Source organism: Stenotrophomonas sp. S4, assembly GCF_054187805.2.
In genome coordinates, this window is sequence record NZ_CM196188.1 from 2,530,371 (window position 1) to 2,550,561 (window position 20,191).

Here is a 20,191-nt window from a genome sequence, read left to right on the forward strand (position 1 = left end):
GCAAGGCTCGACGCTACAAGACAGCCGACCAGCGGTCGGCGCTACCAAGAGCGATGTCCGCGCGTCGGTCGACGGCTCAGCTGGACGTTCCATCGGGCTTCGCCAGCAGCCCGGCGATGCGTTCGGCCACTTGGGCGCGCACGCTTTCATCCAGCTGGCCTTCGTACATCGCCTCGTAGATCCAGAGACCATCGGCAGCCAGCCGTGCCACGAAATTGTCGAGCGCGGCCGGGTCATTCTGCCCGGTCGACGGCGGCAACGGCGCCCAGCGCCGTACCGCCGGGCCCCACGGGCGCTCATCGGCGTCCGGGTCGGCCGATTCGAGCATGAACATCAGCTCGGCGCGGGTGGCGCTCTGCGCCGAGACGCGCACGAAGGTCTGGTAGCGCTCCAGCGCCGACGCTTCCTCCGCACGCTTGCCCAGCAGCGATTCCATCGACGTCTCCCAGGCCTGCACCAGGTGCTCGTCGATGCCGCGCAGCAGTGCCTCGCGCGACGGGAAGTGGTACAGCAGGCCGCCACGGGTCAGCTTGGCCTCGGCCGCCACCGACTCGAAGGTCACCGCACGCACGCCGTCACGATTGATCACGTTGACGGCGGCGTCGAGGATGCGGTCGCGCTTGCTGGTTCTCATCGCGTCATTTTACGCGATCGGCCGCGCCCTCGCGGCTGCCGACGCGGCCACGCAGCAGGCGCGCGATGATCGTCGCGCCCAGCGCCAGCATCACCGTGATCACCAGCAGCACGATCTGGTAGCCGCGGTCATACGCGGCCGCAGCCAGCGCGAACCACTCGCCCTGCCCGCTTTCGCGTGCCACGTGCAGCGCCTGGGTGAAGCCTTCGCGGGCAAGCTCGGGCATGTCGGCCGAGGCCGGCAGGAAGGCGCCATACATCGCCGCGCTCAAGCTGCCCAGCATCGCCACCGCCAGCAGGCCACCGAATTCGTACGACACCTCTTCCACCGACGAGGCCATGCCCGCACGGTGCGCCGGTACGTTGTTGAGGATGGCGGTGGACGCCACCGAGATGGCCGAGCCCATGCCGAACCCGGTGATCGCCATGCCAGCCACCACCCAGCCCAGGCCGTGCGGGAAACCGAACGCCACCACGCCGACACCCAGCGCACCTGCGGCCAGGCCGCCGCAGATCAGCGGGCGCAGGCCGACACGGTGCAGGATGCTACCGCCCAGCAGCGCACTCGGCAGGCTGCCCAGCGCCGCCACCGACACAAGCAGACCCGCCTGCAGCGGGGTGAAGCCCGCCACCAGCTGGAAGCGCTGGGTGGTGACCAGCTGCAGGCCAGCCATGGCAAACAGGGTGAACACCGCCGACAGCGTGCCGGCCAGGAACGCCGGATTGCGGAAGATCGCGAAGTCCAGCAGCGGGTACGGCAGCTGCTGCTGGCGGCGCGCGAACGCCGCACCCGCAATAACCGCCAACAGCAGCGCGCCCGCACCCAGGGCATACGACGGCGGCGTAGCGATCAGCGACTTGATCGCCAGCACCAGGCCGGACAGTGCGGCCAGCGCCAGCAGCGAGGACACCATGTCCCAGGGGCGCGACGTGTCGCGCTGGCCTTCCGGCGCCAATAGCAGCGTAGCGACGAAGGCCACCACCACCACCGGTACGTTGATCAGGAACACCGAACCCCACCAGAAGTGCTGCAGCAGCCAGCCACCGATGATCGGGCCGAGACCCGCACCGACGATCGCCACCGAACCCCAGATCGCGATGGCGATGTTGCGCTCGCGCTCTTCGTGGAAGCTCAGGCCGATCAGGGCCAGCGTGGCCGGCATCATCGCCGCCGCACCAACTGCCAGTAACGCACGGGCAGCGATCAGCTGCGCGGCGCTGTCGGCGAATGCCGCTGCCAGCGAGGCGAGGCCGAACACCACCAGGCCGATCAGGAAAATGCGGCGGTGGCCGATGCGGTCGCCCAGCGTGCCGGCACCGAGCAGCAGGCCGGCCATCACCAGCGGGTAGGCGTTGATGATCCACAACGCCTGCCCGGCACTGGCCGAGAGTTCCTCGGTCAGGGTGGGCAGTGCGGTGTAGAGCACGGAGTTGTCGAGCGTGACCAGCAACAGACCAGCGGCGACGGTGAACAACAGCGCCCAGCGACGGGCACGCGACAGGGCCGGAGCACCGGCCAGGGGCTGGGACAAAGCCATGGGAGAACCTGATGGGGTGGAGTACGGCCATAACTATACAGGATGTCCTGTATAGTTATGACCTTCAGGATCCACCGGTTCAGCGTTTGTAGAGCCGGACCTGCTTGGCTGAACCGCCAGCCAGGCATGGCCTGGCTCTACTGGTAAACGCTTATCGGCAGTCGTCCGGCAGCGCGGCAATCGCCGACACCACCGCGCCCTGCATGCCCTGCCCCACGGCCATGTCCAGTTCCCCGCCCGTTCCCCCATGCTGGCGCCGCAGTTCGTCCTCGCACAGCCCACGCACCCGTGCGCGGGCATTGGCGCGCAGGCTGCTGCACCGCCAATCGCTGCCGCCCAGCGGCAACACCGAATACACCACGCTGTTGCAGGAATTCCCTGCGCGTTGCTGCAGCGACAGTCCGCCGAAATCCCGCGGCTCGCTGCTGCGCTGCGGGTCGAAATAGCTGTCCGGGAAAGTGCGCGCGTACTGCTCGATGTCCACGGCCATGCTGCGCCCACCGGCCAACGGCATCTGCAGCGGCTGGCCACACGGCGTCGCGTCCGCCCGATGCTGGATGTACTGGTAGATCGGCCGGTCCAGTGATGGATCCTGCTGGGTCACCGCACTGACCGCCGCCAGCACCGGCAGCGATGCACGATTGGCCATGCGCGCCAGCAGTCCCGCCTGCGCCGGCTGGCAGCGGTCGCGCAGGGTCGCCGCAAGCAGGAACAGCACGTCGTTGCGAAAGGCATGGTCTTCGCCGAGACGTTGTTCGATGCGCTGGCTGGCACCGGACGAAGGCGGCGGAAATGCGATGGCGGGTGGCGCGATGGGTGCAGCCTGCCGCTGCCACCACACCAGCAGCGCAACCGCCACCAGCAAGGCTGCTGCAACGATGGTCCAGCGCGCACGCATCAGTTGTGGATCGCCGTCAGCGTTGCCGCTGCGGCATCGTAGGACGCGCTGGCAATGTCCGCATCGAAGCGCTTCACTTGCAGGCGACCGGCCAACCGGTACGGATCCCACAGGTCACCCAGTGCGATCGGCGTGGCCAGGGTCACGTGGATGATCTGGTTCGGTGGCGGCGGCGGCACGTGGATGCACGCACCGTAGAACGGCACGAACAGCAGTTCATCGACCAGGCCTGCATCGTTGGTGCCAAGCGGTACCACGTAGCCATCCAGATCCACCGCGCGACCGTCGACGGCGTCGACGACGCGCGAGGAGCCGAACTGCTTGGCGCGGTCCGGGCTGGAATGGTCGATCTCCTGACCCGGCGGCGTGCCGGAGCCGGTGTCGTCGATCAGCCCGCCCACCCCCTCCATGCCATTGCGTGACAGGCCGATCTGCGGTGGCGGGCGCTGATAGGTCACCTCATCGGGCCGCAGCGCGTCCCAACGGTCGATGGGTGCTTCAGCCGCGACGGGCCCAGCCGCGACGGGCTGTGCCGGCGCGGGGGCCGGTGCAGCAGTGACGGTCGTCGCGTTCCCGCCTGCCTGCGTGCACCCCAGCAAGCCCAGGCAGCACGCCACTCCCATCAGGACATTACGGTTCATACGGCCTCAGCTCCGCATCGCGCATGGTGTAGGCCGAGCCGGCCAGCTCGTCATCCAGCCGTTCGGCGCGCAGGGTGCCGGCCAGGAAGAACGGCGAGTACATGTCCGGCATCGCGATCGGGCGCGGCAGCACCACGTGCACGATCTGGTTCGGCGGCGGTGGCGGCACGTGGATGCAGGCGCCGTAGTACGGCACGAACAGGAATTCGGTCAGGCGCCCGTCCTGCGCGTTGGCCAGTGGTACCACGTAGCCGGGCAGGCGCACCGGACGTTGTAGCACCGTATCCACGGTGCGGAACGTGCCGAACTGCGGCATACGCCGGTTGCCGTTGTGCTCCACCTCCGGGCCCCCGCCCCGCTCCAGCGCGGCCAGCTCATCCTTCGGCATCATCTGCAGCCAATCCAGCTCCTGCTCCGTGGCGTCTGCGGGGCGCTCGCGTTCAACCAGCGGCGATGGCGGCAAGGCCTGCACACCGGTATCCACCGGCCGCTCGCAGGCGGCCAGTGCCAGCACCATCGGCAGCGACAGCAACCAGCGCATGCTCAGCCTCCCGGTGACAGGCCATCGGCCAGCGTGCGCCGGTAGGCCAGCAACGCCGGCACCAGCCCGGCCGCCGTGCTGATCGCCAGCACGCCCGCCACCCACGCCAGTTCGCGGCCATCCGGCCACACATGGGTGATCGACAGACCGAAGGTCGCCAGCGCCCAGCCACGCCCGGCAATGCTGGCGGCCACCAGCAGCGCCAACGCCAGCACGCAGGCCACGGCACTGGTCGCCACCGCTTCCACCACCAGCAGGCCGGCGATGTAACCCGGCCGTGCGCCGGTCGCACGCAGGATCGCCATCTCGCGCCGCCGCTCCTGCAGTGTCGATACCAGCAACGCCACCAGCGAGACCATGCCCAGCAGCACCACCATCGCGCTGATCAGCTGCAGGGCGCGCTCGGCCGTGCCCAGCGACTGCCACAGCTGCTGCAGCGTCACGCCGGGCAGGATGGCCAGCATCGCCTCCTCGGGATACTCATTGATCCTGCGCTGCACCCAGAAGGTGGCGATGCGCGAGTTCAGGCCGAGCATGAACGCGGTGATGCTGGTCGGGGTCAGGTCGAGGTGGCGCGCCTGCTCGGCACTGACGCTCTGGCTGCGCAGCTGCACGCCCGAGCGCCAGTCGACGTGGATAGCCTCGATGGCCGGCAGCGAGACCAGCAGTGACGAATCGACCGGCGTGCCGGTGCGCTGCAGGATGCCGGAGACCCGGAACGGCTTGTCGGCATGCGTGGCGAGCGTGACCGCACCGGTGCCATGGGCGAGCACGATCTCATCGCCGAGACCGACCTTCTGCGCGCGTGCCACCTCGGCACCGATCACCGCGTCGTACAGGTCGTCGAATGCCCGCCCCTGCGCAAACGCCAGCGCATGCCCTGCGCCGTAGCGGTAGTGCTCGAAGTAGCCGCCGCTGGTGCCGACCACGCGGTAGCCGCGCCAGGAATCCCCCAGCGACAGCGGCACCGCCCACTTCACCTGCGGCATCGCGGACAGCGCCTGGTAGGACTGCCAGGACACGTTGTTGGTCGGGTCACCGATATGGAACACCGAGTACAGCAGCAGGTTCACCGGCCCCGAACGCGCGCCCACGATCAGGTCGGTGCCCGACACGGTGCTGGCGAACCCCTCGTGCGCCTGCGTGCGCACGCGTTCGACACCCAGCAACAACACCACGCTGAGGGTGATGACCAGTACGGTCAGGCCCACGCTCAACGCGCGGCTGCGCAGGCTGGCCCAGGCGAGTTCAAGCATGGCCGGCACCTGCCTGGTTGATCTCGGACAGGGCAATCGTGCGATCGAACAGCGGTTGCAGGCTGTCGTCATGGCTGACCACCAGCACCGTGGTGCCGGCCGCCTGGCATTGCGCGGACATCAGCTGCAGGAAGGCGGTCGCCGCTTCGCGGTCGAGCGCTGAGGTGGGCTCATCGGCCAGCAGCAACGCCGGCCGACCGATCAGGGCGCGTGCTGCCGCCACGCGTTGTTGCTGGCCAACACTGAGCGTACCCGCGCGCCGCTGCATCAGCGCCGGATCCAGCTGCAGGGCGCGCAGCAGGCGCACGATCTCGGCATCCACCGAACCACTGATGCGTTCGCTACGCAGGCGCGAGAAGCGCAGGCCCAGCGCAATGTTGTCGCGCACGCTGAGGAACGGCAGCAGGTTGAACTGCTGGAAGATCACGCCCAGATGATCGGCACGGAACCGATCCCGTGCGGCCCCGCGCATTGCCTGCAGCCCGTGGCCGGCGACCTCGACGCTGCCCCTGCCGGGCAGTAGCACCCCCGCCAGCAGCCCCAGCAGTGTGCTCTTGCCACCGCCACTGATCCCGCGCAGCAGCACACTGCTGCCCTGCTCGATCCACAGCCGCGGCACGTCCAGCACCAGCCGCCGGCCATAGCCGAACTGCACATCATCCAGCGCAATCACCGGTCGCATGCTCACGGTGCCAGCACCACGCGCAGGTTGCCCGGGGTCAGCACGCTGCGGCTCTGGCCATGGGGGGTTGCGCTGTTGACGATCACCTCGTGCAGGCCCGGGAACAGCGCAGGCAGGCGCACGACGATGGCCCGCAGCTCGGCCGGCTTGGCGCAGTGGTACTGCAGCGTTGCGCTGAATCCCGCATGCCGATGCTGTCCTGCCGGCGGCGGCGTGGCCGTCGCATCGAAACCTTCCGCCTTGGCATCGCTGCTGGAAAGGCGGCAGTCCGCAGCGGTGGGCAGGGTGACCCAGCGACCGTCCTTCAGCAGCGCAACCGCACGCGCCAATGCCGCCTGCTCGGTCGCATTGACCGGCGGCCGTTCGAGATCAAGGATGCCGATACCGGGTGCCTGCAGGGCGAATTCCAGCGTCTGCTGGTCGAGCGCAAGATCAACGGTGGCCTGGCCGTGTACGTGCGCACCCAGCTGGCGGACATCATGGGCCTGTGCGGCGCTGGCAGCCAGCAGCAGGAAAAGAGCAGCAGAACACTTCATGGGGGAGGCTCCAATTGTTACTATGTAACATTATGGACCACATCCCCACGACGCCCGCAAGGGCCCTGGCCCAGCCGCCAACTTCGGCACGCTGGCATCCCCGCGTTGATCTGGCCGGCGCCTGGCTGTCCCTGGCCTGCGCCGCCCACTGCATCGCCCTGCCCCTGCTGCTCGCCTTCGTGCCGGCGGCGATGATGGCGCTGCGTTCGTTCCAGCACCCCGGCCATGGCGCGATGACGGTGCTGCTGGTGATGTCGCGCTGGGAATGGCTGTTCGCGCTGCTGGCCTCATCGCTGGCATTGGCCAGTACCACGGCCGGGGTGCACCGGCATGGTCACTGGCGATCCCTGCAGTTGGCCTGCGCCGGCGCCATCCTGTTGTTGTCCGCCTCGCTGTACCTGCCGTTGAAGGAATCGCTGCTCTGGCACGGCGTGGCGACGGCCAGCGGTGGCGTGCTGCTGGCGTGCGCACACATCGGCAACCGGCGCGCGCTGCACAACCGCCGGTAGTGCCGGCCGCTGGCCGGCAGCTGCGGGATCCCGGCAGCCGGCCAGCGGCCGGCTCTACCCCCTCCATGCATGGGCCACGCATCAGGTGATACACAGCTGGTAGTGCCGGCCGCTGGCCGGCAGCCCCAGAGACCCGGCAGCCGGCCAGCGGCCGGCTCTACGCCGCCTTATTCGTCAAACGGACGCTGGCCGAGCGTCTGCGTCACGTGGTCGACGAAGCAGGTAATGCGCGCAGCCAGCGCGGTGTTGCGGTAGTACACCGCGTTGATCGGCTGCCGCACATCCTGCGTCTGCCTGGCGAGCAGTTGCACCAGTCGGCCCTCACGCCTGTCCTGTCGGGTCAGGAAATCGGACAGGCAGGCGATGCCCAGCCCGGCCACCGCCATCTGCCGCAGCGTCTCGCCGCTGGACGAAGCGATTGCCGGCTCGATCACGAACGGCCCACCATCGTCATCGAGCAGCGGCCACTCGTTCAATGAACTGGGCTGGGTGAAGCCGAGCAGGTCATGCGTGCGCAGCTGCTCCACGCGCGTCGGCGTGCCGTGCCGGCGCAGGTACTCGGGGCTGACCACCACGCGGATGCGGCTGTGGCCGATCGGCCGTGCATGCAGGGTGGAATCGCGCAGCACGCCGATGCGGAACGCCACGTCGGTGCGTTTCTCGATCAGGTCGGTGATGCCCTCATTGGAATTCAGCTCCAGCTCCACCTGCGGGTAGCGCGCGCGGAAGCCTTCCAGCAGCGGCACGATCACGTGCAGCATGAACGGCGTGGCCGCGTCCACGCGCAGGCGCCCGACCGGTTGCAGGTGTCGCGCAGCCATCTGCTCCTCGGCCTCGTCGACCGTGGCCAGGATCGTGCGCGCGTACTCCAGGAACGCTGCACCTTCCTCGGTCAGTTCCAGCCGCCGCGTGGTCCGCCGCAGCAGCGTGGTCTGCAGCTTGTCCTCCAGCCGCGCCAGGGTGCGGCTGGTGGCCGAGATGGTCAGCTCCAGCCCTTCGGCCGCTGCGGTGATCGAGCCACTGTCGACCACCGCAACGAAGGCCTTCAGCTCATCCAGGGTGGTTTTCATTGTTTACCTCGGCGCAAAAGCATTTCCCGTATACACAGCTTAATCAACAAATGTAAAGCGCCCACACTTCGCCCTGTCCCGAGCCCACCGGCTCTCAACGAAGTCCCTGGAGTCCACCATGAGCGTTCCTTCCTTTGGCGTCGGCACTTTCCGCCTGACCGGCCAGACCGTCATCGACTCGGTACGCAACGCCCTCGAGGTCGGCTACCGTGCGATCGACACCGCGCAGATCTACGGCAACGAAGCCGAGGTCGGCCAGGCCATCGCCGAATCCGGCGTGCCGCGCGACCAGCTGTTCCTGACCACCAAGATCTGGGTGGACAATTACGCCGCCGACAAACTGATCCCGAGCCTGCGCGACAGCCTGGCCAAGCTGCGCACCGATCATGTGGACCTGCTGCTGATCCACTGGCCGGCGCCGGGCAATGGCGTTGAACTGCGCGAGTACATGACCGCGCTGGCCGAAGCCAAGCAGCTGGGCCTGACCCGCCAGATCGGTGTGTCCAACTTCAACATTGCGCTGACCCGGCAGGCCATCGAGGTGGTCGGCGCCGGCGAGATCACCACCAACCAGATCGAACTGAGCCCCTACCTGCAGAACCCGGCGCTGACCGCTTTCCTGCAGGACCAGGGCATCGCCGTCACCTCCTACATGACCCTGGCCTACGGCAAGGTGCTGAAGGACCCGGTGCTGGCCGCCATCGCCGACAAGCACCACGCCACCGTGGCCCAGGTCGCGCTGGCGTGGGCGCTGCAGCGCGGTTACTCGGTCATTCCGTCGTCGACCAAGCGCGAGAACCTGGCCAGCAACCTGCTCGCCCAGGACCTGCGCCTGGATGCCGATGACATGGCCGCGATCGCTGCGCTTGAGCGCAACGGCCGCGAAGTCGATCCGCCGGGCCTGGCACCGGCCTGGGACTGAGCGGCGCGTGACCCCGTATCGGCATGCGACGCGCTGGCCAACATGACAGATCGGTAATGTACGGGTCAGGGCAGCGAAAGGCGCCGCCCTCCACCCTGAGGGCCACTTCCCTGCCGGTGCCTGCGCATGACCCGTTCCCTGTTCCGCCCCGCGTCGCTCATCCTTCTGCTGTCCAGCCTCGCGGTTGCACCGCTGGCCCTGGCCCATCCCAGCCTGGTGCGCTCGACGCCGGCCGCCGACGCCAGCGTGGCTCCGGCCAGCCAGATCGAGCTGCAGTTCAGTGAAAAGGTGATGCCGCGCGCCACCCGCATCGAACTGAGCATGGACCATGGCCGCATGAAGATGGCCATGCCCACCACCGCGCAGGACATCTCCGAAGACGGGCACACCCTGCGTGCCCGCTTCGCCAAGCCGCTGCCGGCAGGCAGTTACGCACTGCAGTGGCGCGCGGTCGGCCAGGACAGCCATCCGATCACCGGCAGCTACCGCTTCACCGTGAAGTAGGGCGGCGGTCGTGGCCGAGCTCTCGCCGTACGCGCTGCGGCTGGCGTTGTACCTGGTGCTGATGCTGCTGTTCGGGCGGATCCTGTTCGCCCGGCCTGCGCTGCCCCGTCCCATCCTGTTGGCACTCGTCCTGATCGCGTTGCTGGTGGGGGTCACCGATGCCGTGACCCGGTTGTCCAGCGTGCTCGGTCTGTCGCCGGCCGACATCGACCTCGACATGGCGCGCTGGTTCCTTACCGGTACGCCGGTGGGTGAAGCGGGCCTGCTGCGCCTCCTGGCGCTACTGGCGATGCTGCCGCTGCTGGCATTCGCCGCGCCGCTGCGGGGCCTGCGCCGTGTAGCCCTGCTGGTGCTTTCCGGCACGGCCCTGGCCAGCCTGTCCTGGAATGGGCATGCCGCTGCGGGCGATGGGTTCGCCGGTACCTTGCGACTGGTGGCCGGCGTCGTGCATCTGCTGGCCGCCGGTGCTTGGGTCGGCGCAATCGCCGCCATCCTGCAGCTGGCGCTGCGTCCGCAGGGCCTGCGCCTGCGCGAACGCACCCATGAACTGTGGCAGGCCGCGCACCGCTTCGCCCTGCCCGGCACGATCATCGTCGCCACGCTGGCGATGACCGGCACCTATACCTATGTCGATCTCGGCGGCTCCCTGCAGACCCTGACCGGCACCGCGCATGGACGATGGTTGCTGATCAAGCTGGCGCTGGTGGGCGGCATGCTGGGGCTGGCGGCACTGCATCGCTGGCGGCTGGTGCCGGCGCTGGCCACCTCCATCCGCGGCGGCTGGCAACCGCGGCCGCTGCGCTCGCTGCGCCACAGCCTGGCCTGCGAGTCGGTGCTGGCGCTGCTGGTGCTGGCCTGCGTGGCGGTACTCGGCACATTGGATCCCCTGACATGAGCCTGCGCAGCCGGCCTGCACGCAAGCTGCGATGATGGGCGCATCATGAAACTGCTGATCGTCGAAGACGAACCTAAGACCGGCAATTACCTGCGCCAGGGCCTGATCGAAGCCGGCTACGTGGTCGATCTCGCCTGCAACGGCGTCGATGGACTGCATCTGGCCGGCAGCGGCGAGTACCAGCTGGTCATCCTCGACGTGATGCTGCCCGGCCTGGATGGCTGGAACGTGCTGTCGCGGCTGCGCGAAGCCGGCTGGCAGGTGCCGGTGCTGTTCCTCACCGCGCGCAGCAGCATTGCCGACCGCGTGCAGGGCCTGGAGCTGGGCGCCGACGACTATCTGGGCAAGCCGTTCGCCTTCGCCGAGCTGCTGGCGCGCGTGCGTACCCTGCTGCGTCGGGGCCAGGCGCTGCCGCAGGCCGAGCGCATCGTCATCGCCGATCTGGTGGTGGACACCCTGCGCCGCCGGGTCGAACGCGCTGGGCAGCGCATCACCCTCAGTCCGAAGGAGTACACCCTGCTGGAACTGCTGGCGCGACGCCGCGGCGAGGTGCTGCCGCGCTCGTTGATCGCCTCGCAGGTGTGGGACATGAACTTCGACAGCGACACCAACGTGATCGACGTGGCGATCCGCCGCCTGCGCGCCAAGATCGACGATGGCTTCGACGCCAGGCTGATCGTCACCGTGCGTGGCATGGGCTACGTGCTGGAGGCGCCGGACGACGGCGGAGCCCACAGCGGATGAACCTGCGCCGCTCCATCGCGGTACGGCTGACGCTGCTGTTCGCCACCGTCGCCACGCTGGTGCTGGCCGTGCTGGGCGTGGCGATCTATGTCAGCGCCCGCCACGACCTGGTCGCCCAGGATTTCATCGAACTGGAAAACAAGGTCGCGCTGATCCGTGACCTCGCCGGCAACGGGCCTGTATCCGCGCGCGGGCAGCGCTTGGCAGAGGCGCTGGGCCACCATCCGGATATCGCCTTCCACATTGCTGATGGGAGCGGTGCGGTGCTGTTCTCCACCGCCCCGGCACTGCTGCGCGAGCATGCGCGCAGCCAGCCGGTCGACGCTGCGCCACGGCGGCACGACTGGATCCTGGCCGATGGCCGCTGCATGCATGCCCTGCACCTGCGCCTGACCCTGGCCGATGGCAGCCAGCTGGTGACCCTGCTGGCCATCGACGACGACCGCCATGCCGATTTCCTGCAGCGCTTCCGCCACCTGTTGGCGATCGCGATCATCGGTGCCGCCGTGGCCAGCAGCCTGCTCGGTGGCTATGTGGTGCGGCGAACGTTGCGGCCGCTGCGCACGCTGGCCGATGAAGCCCGGCAGATCACCGCTGGCCGCCTGCAGCGCCGGCTGAGTGCGCGCAGTGCCCCGACCGAACTGGAACAGCTGGCGCAGACGCTCAACGGCATGCTGGCACGGTTGCAGCAGGACTTCGCGCGGCTGACCGGGTTCTCCGGTGACCTGGCCCATGAACTGCGCACGCCGATCACCAACATGCTGACCCAGGTGCAGGTGGTGCTGGCGCACCCGCGCAGCAACGAGGCCTATCGCGAGACGCTGGTGTCCTGTGCCGAGGAGCTGCAGCAGCTGGCGCAGACCGTGGGTGACCTGCTGTACCTGGCGCAGGCCGAGGCGCCCGGCGCGCTGCCTTCGCGCGAGCCGGTGGCGCTGGACGTAGTGGTGGATTCGCTGTTGGAGTTCTATGACCTGCTGGCCGAAGACCGGCAGTTGACCCTGCATCGCGAAGGCACCGCACGCGTCGAAGGCAACCGGCTGATGCTGCACCGGGCGATCGCCAACCTGCTGTCGAACGCGTTGAAGCACGCGGCGTTGGGCAGCGACGTGCGGGTGCGTCTGGTCGAGGACGGCGACCTGTGCAGGATCAGCGTGCACAACATCGGCGCGCCGATTGCCGAAGAAGCACTGCCGCGCCTGTTCGATCGCTTCTACCGCGGCGAGCGCGGCCGCCACGAGGGCGCCGGACTGGGCCTGGCAATCACCCGCGCGATCGCACAGGCGCATGGCGGAACGGTAAGCGTGACCTCCGATGAAGCCGGCACCGTGTTCGAGCTGGTGCTGCCTAGCGCATCAGCCCGGTAATGCCGGCCAGCGGCCGGCACTACCCAGCGCGCACGCCCCTGTTCGGTAGTGCCGGCCGCTGGCCGGCAACCCCGGCCGGGTCGAACACCCCGGCCACCCAGTCGATGAACACCCGCAGCCGCGGCGAAGGCGTGCGGTTGCGCGGGTAGACCAGGCTCAACGGGCTCGGTGTCGGCGGCGAGTCCGGCAACAGCTCCACCAGCTGCCCGCTTCCGATGTACGGGTCCATCCGGTAGCGTGGCGCCTGGATGATGCCCAGCCCCGCGAGCGCTGCACCCAGGAAGGCATCCGCACCGGAAACACGCACGCTCACCGGCAGCGGCACATGGCGCACCTGCGCGCCCTGCTGGAACTCCAGCGGAATCAGTTGGCCGGTGGCACTGGAGCGGTAGCCGACCATCCGGTGACCTTGCTCCAGCGATTCGATGGTCCCGGGCATGCCATATGCCTGCACGTAATCTGGCGAAGCCACGGTGACTTCGCGCAGCAGCGTCAACCGCCGCGCCGCCAGATCGCTGTCAGCCAGCGTGCCGACACGCAGCGCCACATCCACGCCTTCGCGCAACAGATCCACGTAGCGATCGCCCTCGCTGACCTCCAGTTCGATCTCCGGGTAGCGCTGCAGGAAGTCCGGCAGGTGCGGAAACAGCAGGTGCCGGCCCAGCGTGCCATGCACTTCAATGCGCAGCGGGCCACGCGGCGGCACGTCACGGAACGCGGCCTCGGCATCGTCCATGTCGGCGATCAGGCGCAGGCAACGCCCATAGAACGCCTCGCCTTCCAGGGTGGGCACCACCAGCCGTGTGGTCCGGTGAAGCAGGCGCACGCCCAGCCGATGCTCCAGCGCCTTGATCGCGTCGGTCACCGTGGCCCGTGGCAGGCCCAGGTCCTCGCAGGCACGGGTGAAGCTGCGGCGCTCGACGATACGGACGAAGGCGCGCATGGCCGTGAAACGGTCCATTATTCGGCTACCCGGATGATGTTGGCGGATTATGCATGATTATCCGGGCGGAAAAGATGACGAAGATGGCCCTGCGCCATTCCGGCGTGCCTGCTGGACGCCACCATGACCCTCTCCTCCACCCGCTCCGTTGCCCTGGTCACCGGCGGCTCCCGCGGCATCGGTGCCGCCATTTCGCGCCGACTCGCCGCCGACGGCCATGCGGTGGTGATCAACTATGCCGGTCGCCGCGATGATGCCGAGGCATTGGCCGCCGAGCTCAACGCCGCCGGTGCGCAGGCCCTTGCCCTGCAGGCCGATGTGGCCGACCCGCAGGCGGTGCGCCAGCTGTTCGACGCCATCGAGGCCCGTTTCGGCGGCATCGACGTGGTGGTCAACAGTGCCGGCGTGCTGCAGCTGGCGCCGCTGGCCGACAGCGACGATGCCCTGTTCGAACGGGTGATCGGGATCAACCTGAAGGGCGCCTTCAACGTGCTGCGCGAAAGTGCGCGACGGGTGCGCGACGGCGGCCGCCTGATCAGCCTGTCGACCAGCGTGGTCGGCATCCGGCTGGAGAACTACAGCGTGTATGCCGCCAGCAAGGCTGCAGTGGAAACGATGGGCGCGATCCTCAGCAAGGAACTGCGTGGGCGCAACATCACCGTCAATGCAGTGGCACCGGGCCCGACGGCCACCGACCTGTTCCTGGAGGGCAAGTCACCCGAGCTGATCGAGCGGTTGGCGAAGATGAATCCCCTGGAACGGCTGGGTACGCCGGAGGACATCGCCGGCGCGGTGGCCTTCCTGACCGGTGCCGATGGCCGGTGGATCAATGGCCAGGTGCTGCGCGCCAATGGCGGGATGGTGTAGGTGGTCGCCCACCTTGGTGGGCGCGTCGCCGCGTGCCCACCAAGGTGGGCACCTACCGGGCCATGCCTGGCGGCCGGGTCGCATCCGCGCATGGCGTGGATCTACCGTGCCGATCATCCGGCGCGCGCCTCGCGGCGGCGGTGCACCCAGTAGTACAGCGTCGGCAACACCAGCAGGGTCAGCAGCATCGCCGACAGCAGGCCGCCGATCACCACCACCGCCAACGGCTTCTGGGTCTCGGCACCGATCGCGTGCGAGGTCGCCATCGGCAGCAGGCCGAACATCGCCAGCAGCGCGGTCATCAGCACCGTACGCAGGCGCTGCAGCGAGCCCTGCACCACCGACTGCAGCAGGTCCATGCCCTGCTCGCGCAGCTGCGCGAAGCGACTGAGCATCACCACGCCGTTCAGCACCGCCTGCCCGAACAATGCAATGAAGCCGATGGCCGCCGACACCGACAGCGGAATGCCGGTCAGCCACAGGGCCAGGATGCCGCCGATCATCGCCAGGGGCACGTTGGCCAGGATCAGTGCGGCGCTGCTGATCTCCTTGAAGGCATCGAACAGCAACACGAAGATGATCAGCACCGACAGCGGAATCACCCAGCCCAGCCGCTTCATCGCACGCTGCTGGTTCTCGAACTCGCCGGACCACTCCAGCCGGTAGCCTTCCGGCAGCTGCACGCTGGCGTCCACCCGCTTGCGCATGTCGGCCACCACGCTGCCCATGTCACGCCCGGCGATGAAGATGCTCACCGCCTTCACCCGCTGTGCGTTCTCGCGCGAAATGTTGATCGCGCCGCTGGCCATGCGGAAGTCGGCCACGTCGGACAGCGTCACGGTGTGGCCATCGCCGATGCCCACCGGCACCGTGCGCAGCCGCTGCAGGTCACGATCGGCATCGTCCAGGCGCAGCGTGATCGGGAACTTGCGGTCGCCCTCCCACAGCTCGCCGACCTGGCGCCCGCCCAGCGCGGTCTCGATCACCTCGTCGATGTCGCGCACGTTCAGGCCATAGCGCGCGGCGCGGTCACGGTCGATCTCGATCTGCAGCTGCGGCAGGGAGCCGTCGCGGTCGATGAAGGCACTCTCCACGCCCTCCACGCCACGCACCTGCCCCAGGATCGCCTGCGCGTGCTGGTTGAGCACGTCCAGATCCGAGCCACTGACCTTGATCACCACCTGACCCTTGATCTGCGAGATGCTCTCCAGGATGTTGTCGCGCACCGGCTGCGAGATCGAGAACTCCGGCCCCGGAATGCGCTGCTCCAGCGTGCGCTGCAGATCACTGACCAGCTGCCGCTTGTCCACACCCTTCGGCCATTCCTTCTCCGGCTTCAACGCCACCAGCGCTTCGATCTGGTTGGCGCCCTTGGCATCGGAGCCGTCCTCCGGCCGCCCCAGCTTGGCCACCACCGTCGACACCTGCGGGAAGGTGCCGACCAGCTCACGGATGCGCCGCGACTGCTGCTGCGCTTCGGCCAGGCTGGTGCTCGGGTCGAGCGTGGCGGTCAGCCAGATCGATCCTTCGTCCAGCTCGGGCAGGAACTCCGAGCCCAGGCGGGTACCCAGTGCCAGCGTGCCGACCAGCAGCGCGACCGCGGTCAGCACCACCGCACGCGGGCGCGCCAGTGCGCGCTCCAGGATCGGCCGGTACCAGCCGGTCAGGCGGTCCATCAGCGGGTTGCCGTCGCGCATGCGGTCACGCCGCAGCCACCAGTAGCAGAACAGCGGCACCACGGTCAGCGCCAGGATCAACGCACCGATCAACGCCGAGGTCACCGAGTACGCCATTGGCGCGAACATGCGGCCTTCCTGGCGCTGCAGGGTGAAGATCGGAATGTGCGCGGCGATGATGATCAGCATCGAGAAGAACGTCGGCCGGCCCACTTCCGATGCGGCAGAAAGAATGGTCGAGAACCGCGTCTTCCGATCAGCCGTGGGTGGCAGCTTCGACAATCGCGAGACGATGTGCTCGGTCACGATCACCGCGCCATCGATGATGATGCCGAAGTCCATCGCGCCCAACGACAGCAGGTTGGCCGGCACGCCCCACAGGTGCAGGCCGAGGAAGGTCGACAGCAGCGCCAGCGGCATCATCGCCGCCACGATCAGCGCGGCGCGGGCGTTGTACAGGAACAGCCACAGCACCAGGAACACCAGCACCGCGCCTTCCAGCAGATTGCGGAAGACGGTCTTCAGCGTGGTCGACACCAGCCACGAGCGGTTGTAGAACGGCTCGATGCTGACCCCGGCCGGTAGCTGGTTCGCCTGGATCTCGGCAATGCGGGCATGCAGGGCGTCGAGCACGTCGGACGGATTCTCGCCCTTGCGCATCAGCACCATGCCGAACACCGCATCGTCATTGTCGTCCTGGCCGACCAGGCCCTGCCGTGGCAGGCCGGTATCGGCGATGCTGGCCAGGTCGCGCACCAGGATCGGCGTGCCACCACGCTGCGCCACCACCACGTTGCCGATGTCGGCCGGCGAACGCATCAGGCCCACGCCGCGGATCAGGAACTGCTGCTGGCCACGCTCCACATAGCCGCCGCCGGCGTTGGAACTGCCCTTTTCCAGCGCCTCGGCGAACTCACCGAGGCTGATCCCGCAATCACGCAGCTTGTCCAGGTCCGGCTTGACCTGGAAGGTGCGCGCGAAGCCGCCGAAGCTGATCACATCGGCCACGCCCGGCACGGTGCGCAGGCTGCGCTCCATCGTCCATTCCTGCACGGTGCGCAGCTGGGTCGGTGTCATGTGCGGGCCCTTGAGCACGTAGCGGTAGATCTCGCCCACCGCCGAACTCATCGCCTCCAGCTCCGGGCTCACCCCTTCCGGCAGCTCCACGCCCTGCAGGCGCTCCAGCACCTGCTGGCGCGCGAAATAGTCATCAGCCTTGTCGTCGAAGGTCAGGATGATCATCGACAGGCCGAACTGCGTATGCGAGAACACCCGCACCGAATGCGGAATGCCGGACAGCGCCACTTCCAGCGGCATCGTCACTTCGCGTTCCACCTCTTCGGCCGCGCGGCCCGGATGCAGCGATACCACCGTCACCTGGGTGTCGGAGACGTCCGGGAAGGCCTCCACCGGCAGCACGCGGAACGCGGCGATGCCAGCGCCGATGAACAACAGCAGCGCCAGCATCACCATCAGCGGCTGGCGCAGGCAATAGGCAATCAGGCGATCGATCATGGGGCCGCATGCCCCGTGCCGGTGCTGGCCGCTGCCGGCGCACTGTCAACCAGCTGCTGCAGCAGCAGGCCCCCTTCGACCACCACCCTGCTGCCCACGGGCAGGCCCTCACGCACCCACAGACGGCCGTCACCCAGCTCCTCGGCGTGCACGGAATGGCGCACGAAGCGGCCCTTGCCTTCCTCCACGAACACCACCTGCTTCCCATCGATCAGCAGCACCGCGGCATCAGGCAGCGAGACACCGCCCTCGGCCGGCAACACCACCTGGGCGCGCACGTATTGCCCTGCCTTGAAACCACGCGCACGGTTGTCCAGCTCGGCGCGCGCCTGCACCACGCGGCGCTCGCTGTCGACGAAGTCATCCACGTGCTGCAGGGTCGCCTGCAACGGCTGTCCATCGGCACCGGGCACACTCACCTGCATGCCCGCCTTCAGCCGTCCCGCCAGGCTTTCGGGGATGTCCAGCAGCACCCACAGCCGGTCCGGATCGCCGATCACCGCCAATGGTTGTTCACTGTCGGGGCTGACCGACATGCCCGGGCTCATCCGCCGCTCCACCAGCACGCCATCGATGGGCGCGCGCAGCGGCAGGCGCTGGTCGACGTGCTGGCCATTGCCATAGGCCCTGGCGAAGGCGGTGGCGCGCGCATGATCGGCCTGGCTGCCCGCGAAGTTGGCCTCGGCTTCATCCAGCTCACGGCCGGAAGCCACGCCCGCGGCATGCAGTTCACGGGTACGGTCCAGCTCCTTGCGCGCCTGCTGCAGCTCGGCGCGGCCACGCACGCCCTCCGCCTGCGCCTGGCCGAACTCGGGCGAGGTGATCCAGGCGATCACCTGGCCGGCCTTCACTTTCTGCCCCGGCTGCGCCTCGATGCGCGCCACCTGCCCCGCCAGCGGCGTGCGCAGCGCGCTGGAGCGCGTCTCGTCCCAGACCACCCGGCCCGGCAGCTGCAGGCTGGCGCTGGCGCCGGCGGTCACCGCCTCGCTGCGCAGCACGTCTAGCTGGCGGCTGTCGGCGGGAAACTGGATCTGGCCGGCACTGACCTGGGGCGCGTCCTCGGCATAGGACGCCGGCTCGCGACCGCAGCCGCCCAGCAGGGCCAGCGCCAGCAAGGCCGGCAGCAGGGCGTGTCGTGCCCGCAGGCAATGGGCGACGGTGGACTTCATCGGGACTCTCCTTCAGCAACGGATGTGGCCGCTTCCCAGCGCGCCAGGGCAATGGCATGGTCGGCACGCGCCTCAATCAGCGCGGCCTCGAAATCGCGCCAACTGCGGCGCGCGTCGAGCAGATCGGTCAGGCTGGCGGCGCCACGGCGATAGGCCAGTTCGATGCCCTCCACCGCCTTGCGTGCAGCGTCGGACTGCAGCCCCTCGTAGTCGCTGCGGCGCTGTGCGGCGGACTGCGCGCTGGCCTGCAGCTGGTCCAGCTCGGCGCGTGCTTCGCGTTGCAGCACCTGCAATTCCAGCGCGGCGCTGTCGCGGTCGGCCTCGGCACGCTGGATCGCGCCGCGTGCGCGCGACGGGCCACCCAGTGGAATGGTCAACGACACACCCCAGGTGACACCGCTGATGTCGGTGGGCTCGCGCTCCGCCTCCACGCCCAGCTGGATGTCGCGATGGCGCTCGCTACGCGCCAGTGCCACGCCCGCGTCGGCGGCGGCCAGGCGCGAACGCGCCGCACGCAGGTCGGCGCGCTGCTGCGGATCGAACGCGCGCACATCGGCCACGCTGCTGGCATCCGGCCAGGGGTCATCGGCGCTGAGGTCGCGGCTGTCATCGCTGCCGAGCAGCAGGCCCAGCGCATGCCGCGCGTCGCGCAGATCCAGGGCCGCTTCGCGCGCCGCGTCGGCCACCGCCAGATCGTCCACCGCCAGCCGCGCGCGATCCACCGGCGCCATCGCCCCGGTGGCCACCTGCTTGTCGGCCGCCGCCATCTGTTCGACCGAACTCTGGCGGTTGGCGTCGGCAATCTGCGCCCGCTCCTGCGCACCCTTCAGGCCGAAATAGGCTTCATGCAGTGCCACCTGCTGGCGGCGCCGGGTGTCGAGCATGTCCAGCCCGGCCACTTCCAGCAGCGCGTCCGCCTGGCGGATGCGCAATGCGCGCTTGCCGCCGCGCTCCCAGGTCCAGCCCAGGCCCAGCGTGCTGTCCACCCGCTTGTCCTGCCAGCGCCCCGGGCCGATGCCGTGCTTGGGGCTGATCTTGCTGGTGCCGATCGACAGCTCGGTGGCCGGGCGCAGTGCCGCTGTCTGCGCATCGCCCTGCACCCCGCGCAGCTCCAGTGCCGCCGCGCGCAGGTCCGGGTTGTGCGCTTCCATTGCACGCTGCGCATCCGCCAGGGACAGCGCCGAAGCCGCAGGCGCGCACGAAAGGGCGGCCAGCAGGGCCGCAAGACGAGGGGAGAAATTCATGCACGTCACGGTAAGGTGACGCACTTGCGCCAAACTTGCCCCAA

20 protein-coding genes are annotated in these 20,191 nt (G+C 68.7%); 7 read left to right on the forward strand and 13 right to left on the reverse strand.

Annotated elements, in window-relative coordinates; all coding sequences use genetic code 11:
- Window positions 1-76: 76 nt before the first annotated feature.
- From ACUZUJ_RS11860 to ACUZUJ_RS11895, 8 genes are all read right to left on the reverse strand, one after another.
- Complete coding sequence (locus ACUZUJ_RS11860) at window positions 77-634, reverse strand: TetR/AcrR family transcriptional regulator (RefSeq protein ID WP_458220049.1); 558 nt, start codon at window positions 632-634, stop codon at window positions 77-79.
- A 4-nt stretch (window positions 635-638) separates the two neighbouring features.
- Window positions 639-2,171 (reverse strand): MFS transporter, encoded by a 1,533-nt coding sequence (locus ACUZUJ_RS11865; protein ID WP_458220050.1) that lies wholly within the window; start codon window positions 2,169-2,171, stop codon window positions 639-641.
- 151 nt (window positions 2,172-2,322) lie between these two features.
- Complete coding sequence (locus ACUZUJ_RS11870) at window positions 2,323-3,069, reverse strand: hypothetical protein (protein WP_119006337.1); 747 nt, start codon at window positions 3,067-3,069, stop codon at window positions 2,323-2,325.
- Complete coding sequence (locus ACUZUJ_RS11875) at window positions 3,069-3,710, reverse strand: DUF3299 domain-containing protein (RefSeq protein WP_049444971.1); 642 nt, start codon at window positions 3,708-3,710, stop codon at window positions 3,069-3,071. The genes ACUZUJ_RS11870 and ACUZUJ_RS11875 overlap by 1 nt, the downstream gene beginning before the upstream one ends.
- A complete protein-coding gene (locus ACUZUJ_RS11880; protein ID WP_049444969.1) occupies window positions 3,700-4,251 on the reverse strand; it encodes a DUF3299 domain-containing protein in 552 nt (183 codons plus the stop codon). The genes ACUZUJ_RS11875 and ACUZUJ_RS11880 overlap by 11 nt, the downstream gene beginning before the upstream one ends.
- Window positions 4,252-4,253: 2 nt before the next feature.
- On the reverse strand, window positions 4,254-5,507 hold the full coding sequence (locus tag ACUZUJ_RS11885; RefSeq protein ID WP_458220051.1) for an ABC transporter permease: 1,254 nt from the start codon (window positions 5,505-5,507) through the stop codon (window positions 4,254-4,256).
- On the reverse strand, window positions 5,500-6,195 hold the full coding sequence (locus tag ACUZUJ_RS11890; RefSeq protein ID WP_049444965.1) for an ATP-binding cassette domain-containing protein: 696 nt from the start codon (window positions 6,193-6,195) through the stop codon (window positions 5,500-5,502). Before ACUZUJ_RS11890 ends, ACUZUJ_RS11885 begins: the two co-directional genes overlap by 8 nt.
- Window positions 6,192-6,725 (reverse strand): ZrgA family zinc uptake protein, encoded by a 534-nt coding sequence (locus ACUZUJ_RS11895; RefSeq protein ID WP_458220052.1) that lies wholly within the window; start codon window positions 6,723-6,725, stop codon window positions 6,192-6,194. Before ACUZUJ_RS11895 ends, ACUZUJ_RS11890 begins: the two co-directional genes overlap by 4 nt.
- 32 nt (window positions 6,726-6,757) lie before the next feature.
- Here ACUZUJ_RS11895 and ACUZUJ_RS11900 point away from each other — a divergent pair, with 32 nt between their 5' ends.
- Window positions 6,758-7,234 carry a MerC domain-containing protein gene (locus tag ACUZUJ_RS11900; RefSeq protein WP_119006339.1) on the forward strand — a complete coding sequence of 159 codons (477 nt, stop codon included), beginning with the start codon at window positions 6,758-6,760 and terminating at the stop codon, window positions 7,232-7,234.
- 167 nt (window positions 7,235-7,401) lie between these two features.
- On the opposite strand, the gene ACUZUJ_RS11905 is transcribed toward ACUZUJ_RS11900, so the two are convergent.
- Complete coding sequence (locus ACUZUJ_RS11905) at window positions 7,402-8,304, reverse strand: LysR substrate-binding domain-containing protein (protein ID WP_458220053.1); 903 nt, start codon at window positions 8,302-8,304, stop codon at window positions 7,402-7,404.
- Window positions 8,305-8,422: 118 nt separating this feature from the next.
- On the opposite strand from ACUZUJ_RS11905, the gene dkgB reads away from it, so the two are divergent.
- From dkgB to ACUZUJ_RS11930, 5 genes are all read left to right on the forward strand, one after another.
- Complete coding sequence (dkgB, locus tag ACUZUJ_RS11910) at window positions 8,423-9,226, forward strand: 2,5-didehydrogluconate reductase DkgB (protein WP_049444956.1); 804 nt, start codon at window positions 8,423-8,425, stop codon at window positions 9,224-9,226.
- 126 nt (window positions 9,227-9,352) lie between these two features.
- Window positions 9,353-9,730: a copper homeostasis periplasmic binding protein CopC gene (gene copC, locus ACUZUJ_RS11915; protein WP_049444953.1), complete on the forward strand. Its 378-nt coding sequence runs from the start codon at window positions 9,353-9,355 to the stop codon at window positions 9,728-9,730.
- A gap of 10 nt (window positions 9,731-9,740) precedes the next feature.
- Entirely contained in the window at window positions 9,741-10,625 is an 885-nt protein-coding gene (gene copD, locus ACUZUJ_RS11920; protein ID WP_458220054.1) for a copper homeostasis membrane protein CopD, read from the forward strand.
- Between the two features lie 45 nt (window positions 10,626-10,670).
- Window positions 10,671-11,369 carry a heavy metal response regulator transcription factor gene (locus tag ACUZUJ_RS11925; RefSeq protein WP_049444950.1) on the forward strand — a complete coding sequence of 233 codons (699 nt, stop codon included), beginning with the start codon at window positions 10,671-10,673 and terminating at the stop codon, window positions 11,367-11,369.
- Window positions 11,366-12,733: a heavy metal sensor histidine kinase gene (locus ACUZUJ_RS11930; RefSeq protein WP_458220055.1), complete on the forward strand. Its 1,368-nt coding sequence runs from the start codon at window positions 11,366-11,368 to the stop codon at window positions 12,731-12,733. The genes ACUZUJ_RS11925 and ACUZUJ_RS11930 overlap by 4 nt, the downstream gene beginning before the upstream one ends.
- A 19-nt stretch (window positions 12,734-12,752) precedes the next feature.
- Here ACUZUJ_RS11930 and ACUZUJ_RS11935 read toward each other — a convergent pair whose 3' ends face one another.
- Entirely contained in the window at window positions 12,753-13,694 is a 942-nt protein-coding gene (locus ACUZUJ_RS11935; RefSeq protein ID WP_101765563.1) for a LysR family transcriptional regulator, read from the reverse strand.
- Between the two features lie 105 nt (window positions 13,695-13,799).
- On the opposite strand from ACUZUJ_RS11935, the gene ACUZUJ_RS11940 reads away from it, so the two are divergent.
- The gene (locus tag ACUZUJ_RS11940) at window positions 13,800-14,543 is read left to right on the forward strand and encodes an SDR family oxidoreductase (RefSeq protein ID WP_101765564.1); all 744 of its coding nucleotides are present in this window, start codon (window positions 13,800-13,802) and stop codon (window positions 14,541-14,543) included.
- A gap of 113 nt (window positions 14,544-14,656) precedes the next feature.
- On the opposite strand, the gene ACUZUJ_RS11945 is transcribed toward ACUZUJ_RS11940, so the two are convergent.
- The 3 genes from ACUZUJ_RS11945 to ACUZUJ_RS11955 are packed head-to-tail and all read right to left on the reverse strand — an operon-like array spanning window position 14,657 to window position 20,147.
- Window positions 14,657-17,734, reverse strand: a complete 3,078-nt coding sequence (locus ACUZUJ_RS11945; protein WP_510468043.1) for an efflux RND transporter permease subunit — start codon at window positions 17,732-17,734, stop codon at window positions 14,657-14,659.
- A complete protein-coding gene (locus ACUZUJ_RS11950) occupies window positions 17,731-18,903 on the reverse strand; it encodes an efflux RND transporter periplasmic adaptor subunit (protein WP_049447307.1) in 1,173 nt (390 codons plus the stop codon). The genes ACUZUJ_RS11945 and ACUZUJ_RS11950 overlap by 4 nt, the downstream gene beginning before the upstream one ends.
- Entirely contained in the window at window positions 18,900-20,147 is a 1,248-nt protein-coding gene (locus tag ACUZUJ_RS11955; RefSeq protein ID WP_049447309.1) for a TolC family protein, read from the reverse strand. Before ACUZUJ_RS11955 ends, ACUZUJ_RS11950 begins: the two co-directional genes overlap by 4 nt.
- Between the last annotated feature and the right edge of the window lie 44 nt (window positions 20,148-20,191).

Bases quoted from the DNA above. Each gene is read 5' to 3' on its own strand.
- ACUZUJ_RS11860 (WP_458220049.1), bottom strand. From the start codon at position 634: ATGAGAACCAGCAAGCGCGACCGCATCCTCGACGCCGCCGTCAACGTG.
- ACUZUJ_RS11950 (WP_049447307.1), bottom strand. From the start codon at position 18,903: ATGAAGTCCACCGTCGCCCATTGCCTGCGGGCACGACACGCCCTGCTG.
- ACUZUJ_RS11955 (WP_049447309.1), bottom strand. From the start codon at position 20,147: ATGAATTTCTCCCCTCGTCTTGCGGCCCTGCTGGCCGCCCTTTCGTGC.
- ACUZUJ_RS11870 (WP_119006337.1), bottom strand. From the start codon at position 3,069: ATGCGTGCGCGCTGGACCATCGTTGCAGCAGCCTTGCTGGTGGCGGTT.
- ACUZUJ_RS11865 (WP_458220050.1), bottom strand. From the start codon at position 2,171: ATGGCTTTGTCCCAGCCCCTGGCCGGTGCTCCGGCCCTGTCGCGTGCC.
- ACUZUJ_RS11940 (WP_101765564.1), top strand. From the start codon at position 13,800: ATGACCCTCTCCTCCACCCGCTCCGTTGCCCTGGTCACCGGCGGCTCC.
- ACUZUJ_RS11925 (WP_049444950.1), top strand. From the start codon at position 10,671: ATGAAACTGCTGATCGTCGAAGACGAACCTAAGACCGGCAATTACCTG.
- dkgB (WP_049444956.1), top strand. From the start codon at position 8,423: ATGAGCGTTCCTTCCTTTGGCGTCGGCACTTTCCGCCTGACCGGCCAG.
- ACUZUJ_RS11935 (WP_101765563.1), bottom strand. From the start codon at position 13,694: ATGGACCGTTTCACGGCCATGCGCGCCTTCGTCCGTATCGTCGAGCGC.
- ACUZUJ_RS11945 (WP_510468043.1), bottom strand. From the start codon at position 17,734: ATGATCGATCGCCTGATTGCCTATTGCCTGCGCCAGCCGCTGATGGTG.
- ACUZUJ_RS11875 (WP_049444971.1), bottom strand. From the start codon at position 3,710: ATGAACCGTAATGTCCTGATGGGAGTGGCGTGCTGCCTGGGCTTGCTG.
- ACUZUJ_RS11885 (WP_458220051.1), bottom strand. From the start codon at position 5,507: ATGCTTGAACTCGCCTGGGCCAGCCTGCGCAGCCGCGCGTTGAGCGTG.
- ACUZUJ_RS11905 (WP_458220053.1), bottom strand. From the start codon at position 8,304: ATGAAAACCACCCTGGATGAGCTGAAGGCCTTCGTTGCGGTGGTCGAC.
- ACUZUJ_RS11900 (WP_119006339.1), top strand. From the start codon at position 6,758: ATGGACCACATCCCCACGACGCCCGCAAGGGCCCTGGCCCAGCCGCCA.
- ACUZUJ_RS11930 (WP_458220055.1), top strand. From the start codon at position 11,366: ATGAACCTGCGCCGCTCCATCGCGGTACGGCTGACGCTGCTGTTCGCC.
- ACUZUJ_RS11880 (WP_049444969.1), bottom strand. From the start codon at position 4,251: ATGCGCTGGTTGCTGTCGCTGCCGATGGTGCTGGCACTGGCCGCCTGC.
- ACUZUJ_RS11895 (WP_458220052.1), bottom strand. From the start codon at position 6,725: ATGAAGTGTTCTGCTGCTCTTTTCCTGCTGCTGGCTGCCAGCGCCGCA.
- copC (WP_049444953.1), top strand. From the start codon at position 9,353: ATGACCCGTTCCCTGTTCCGCCCCGCGTCGCTCATCCTTCTGCTGTCC.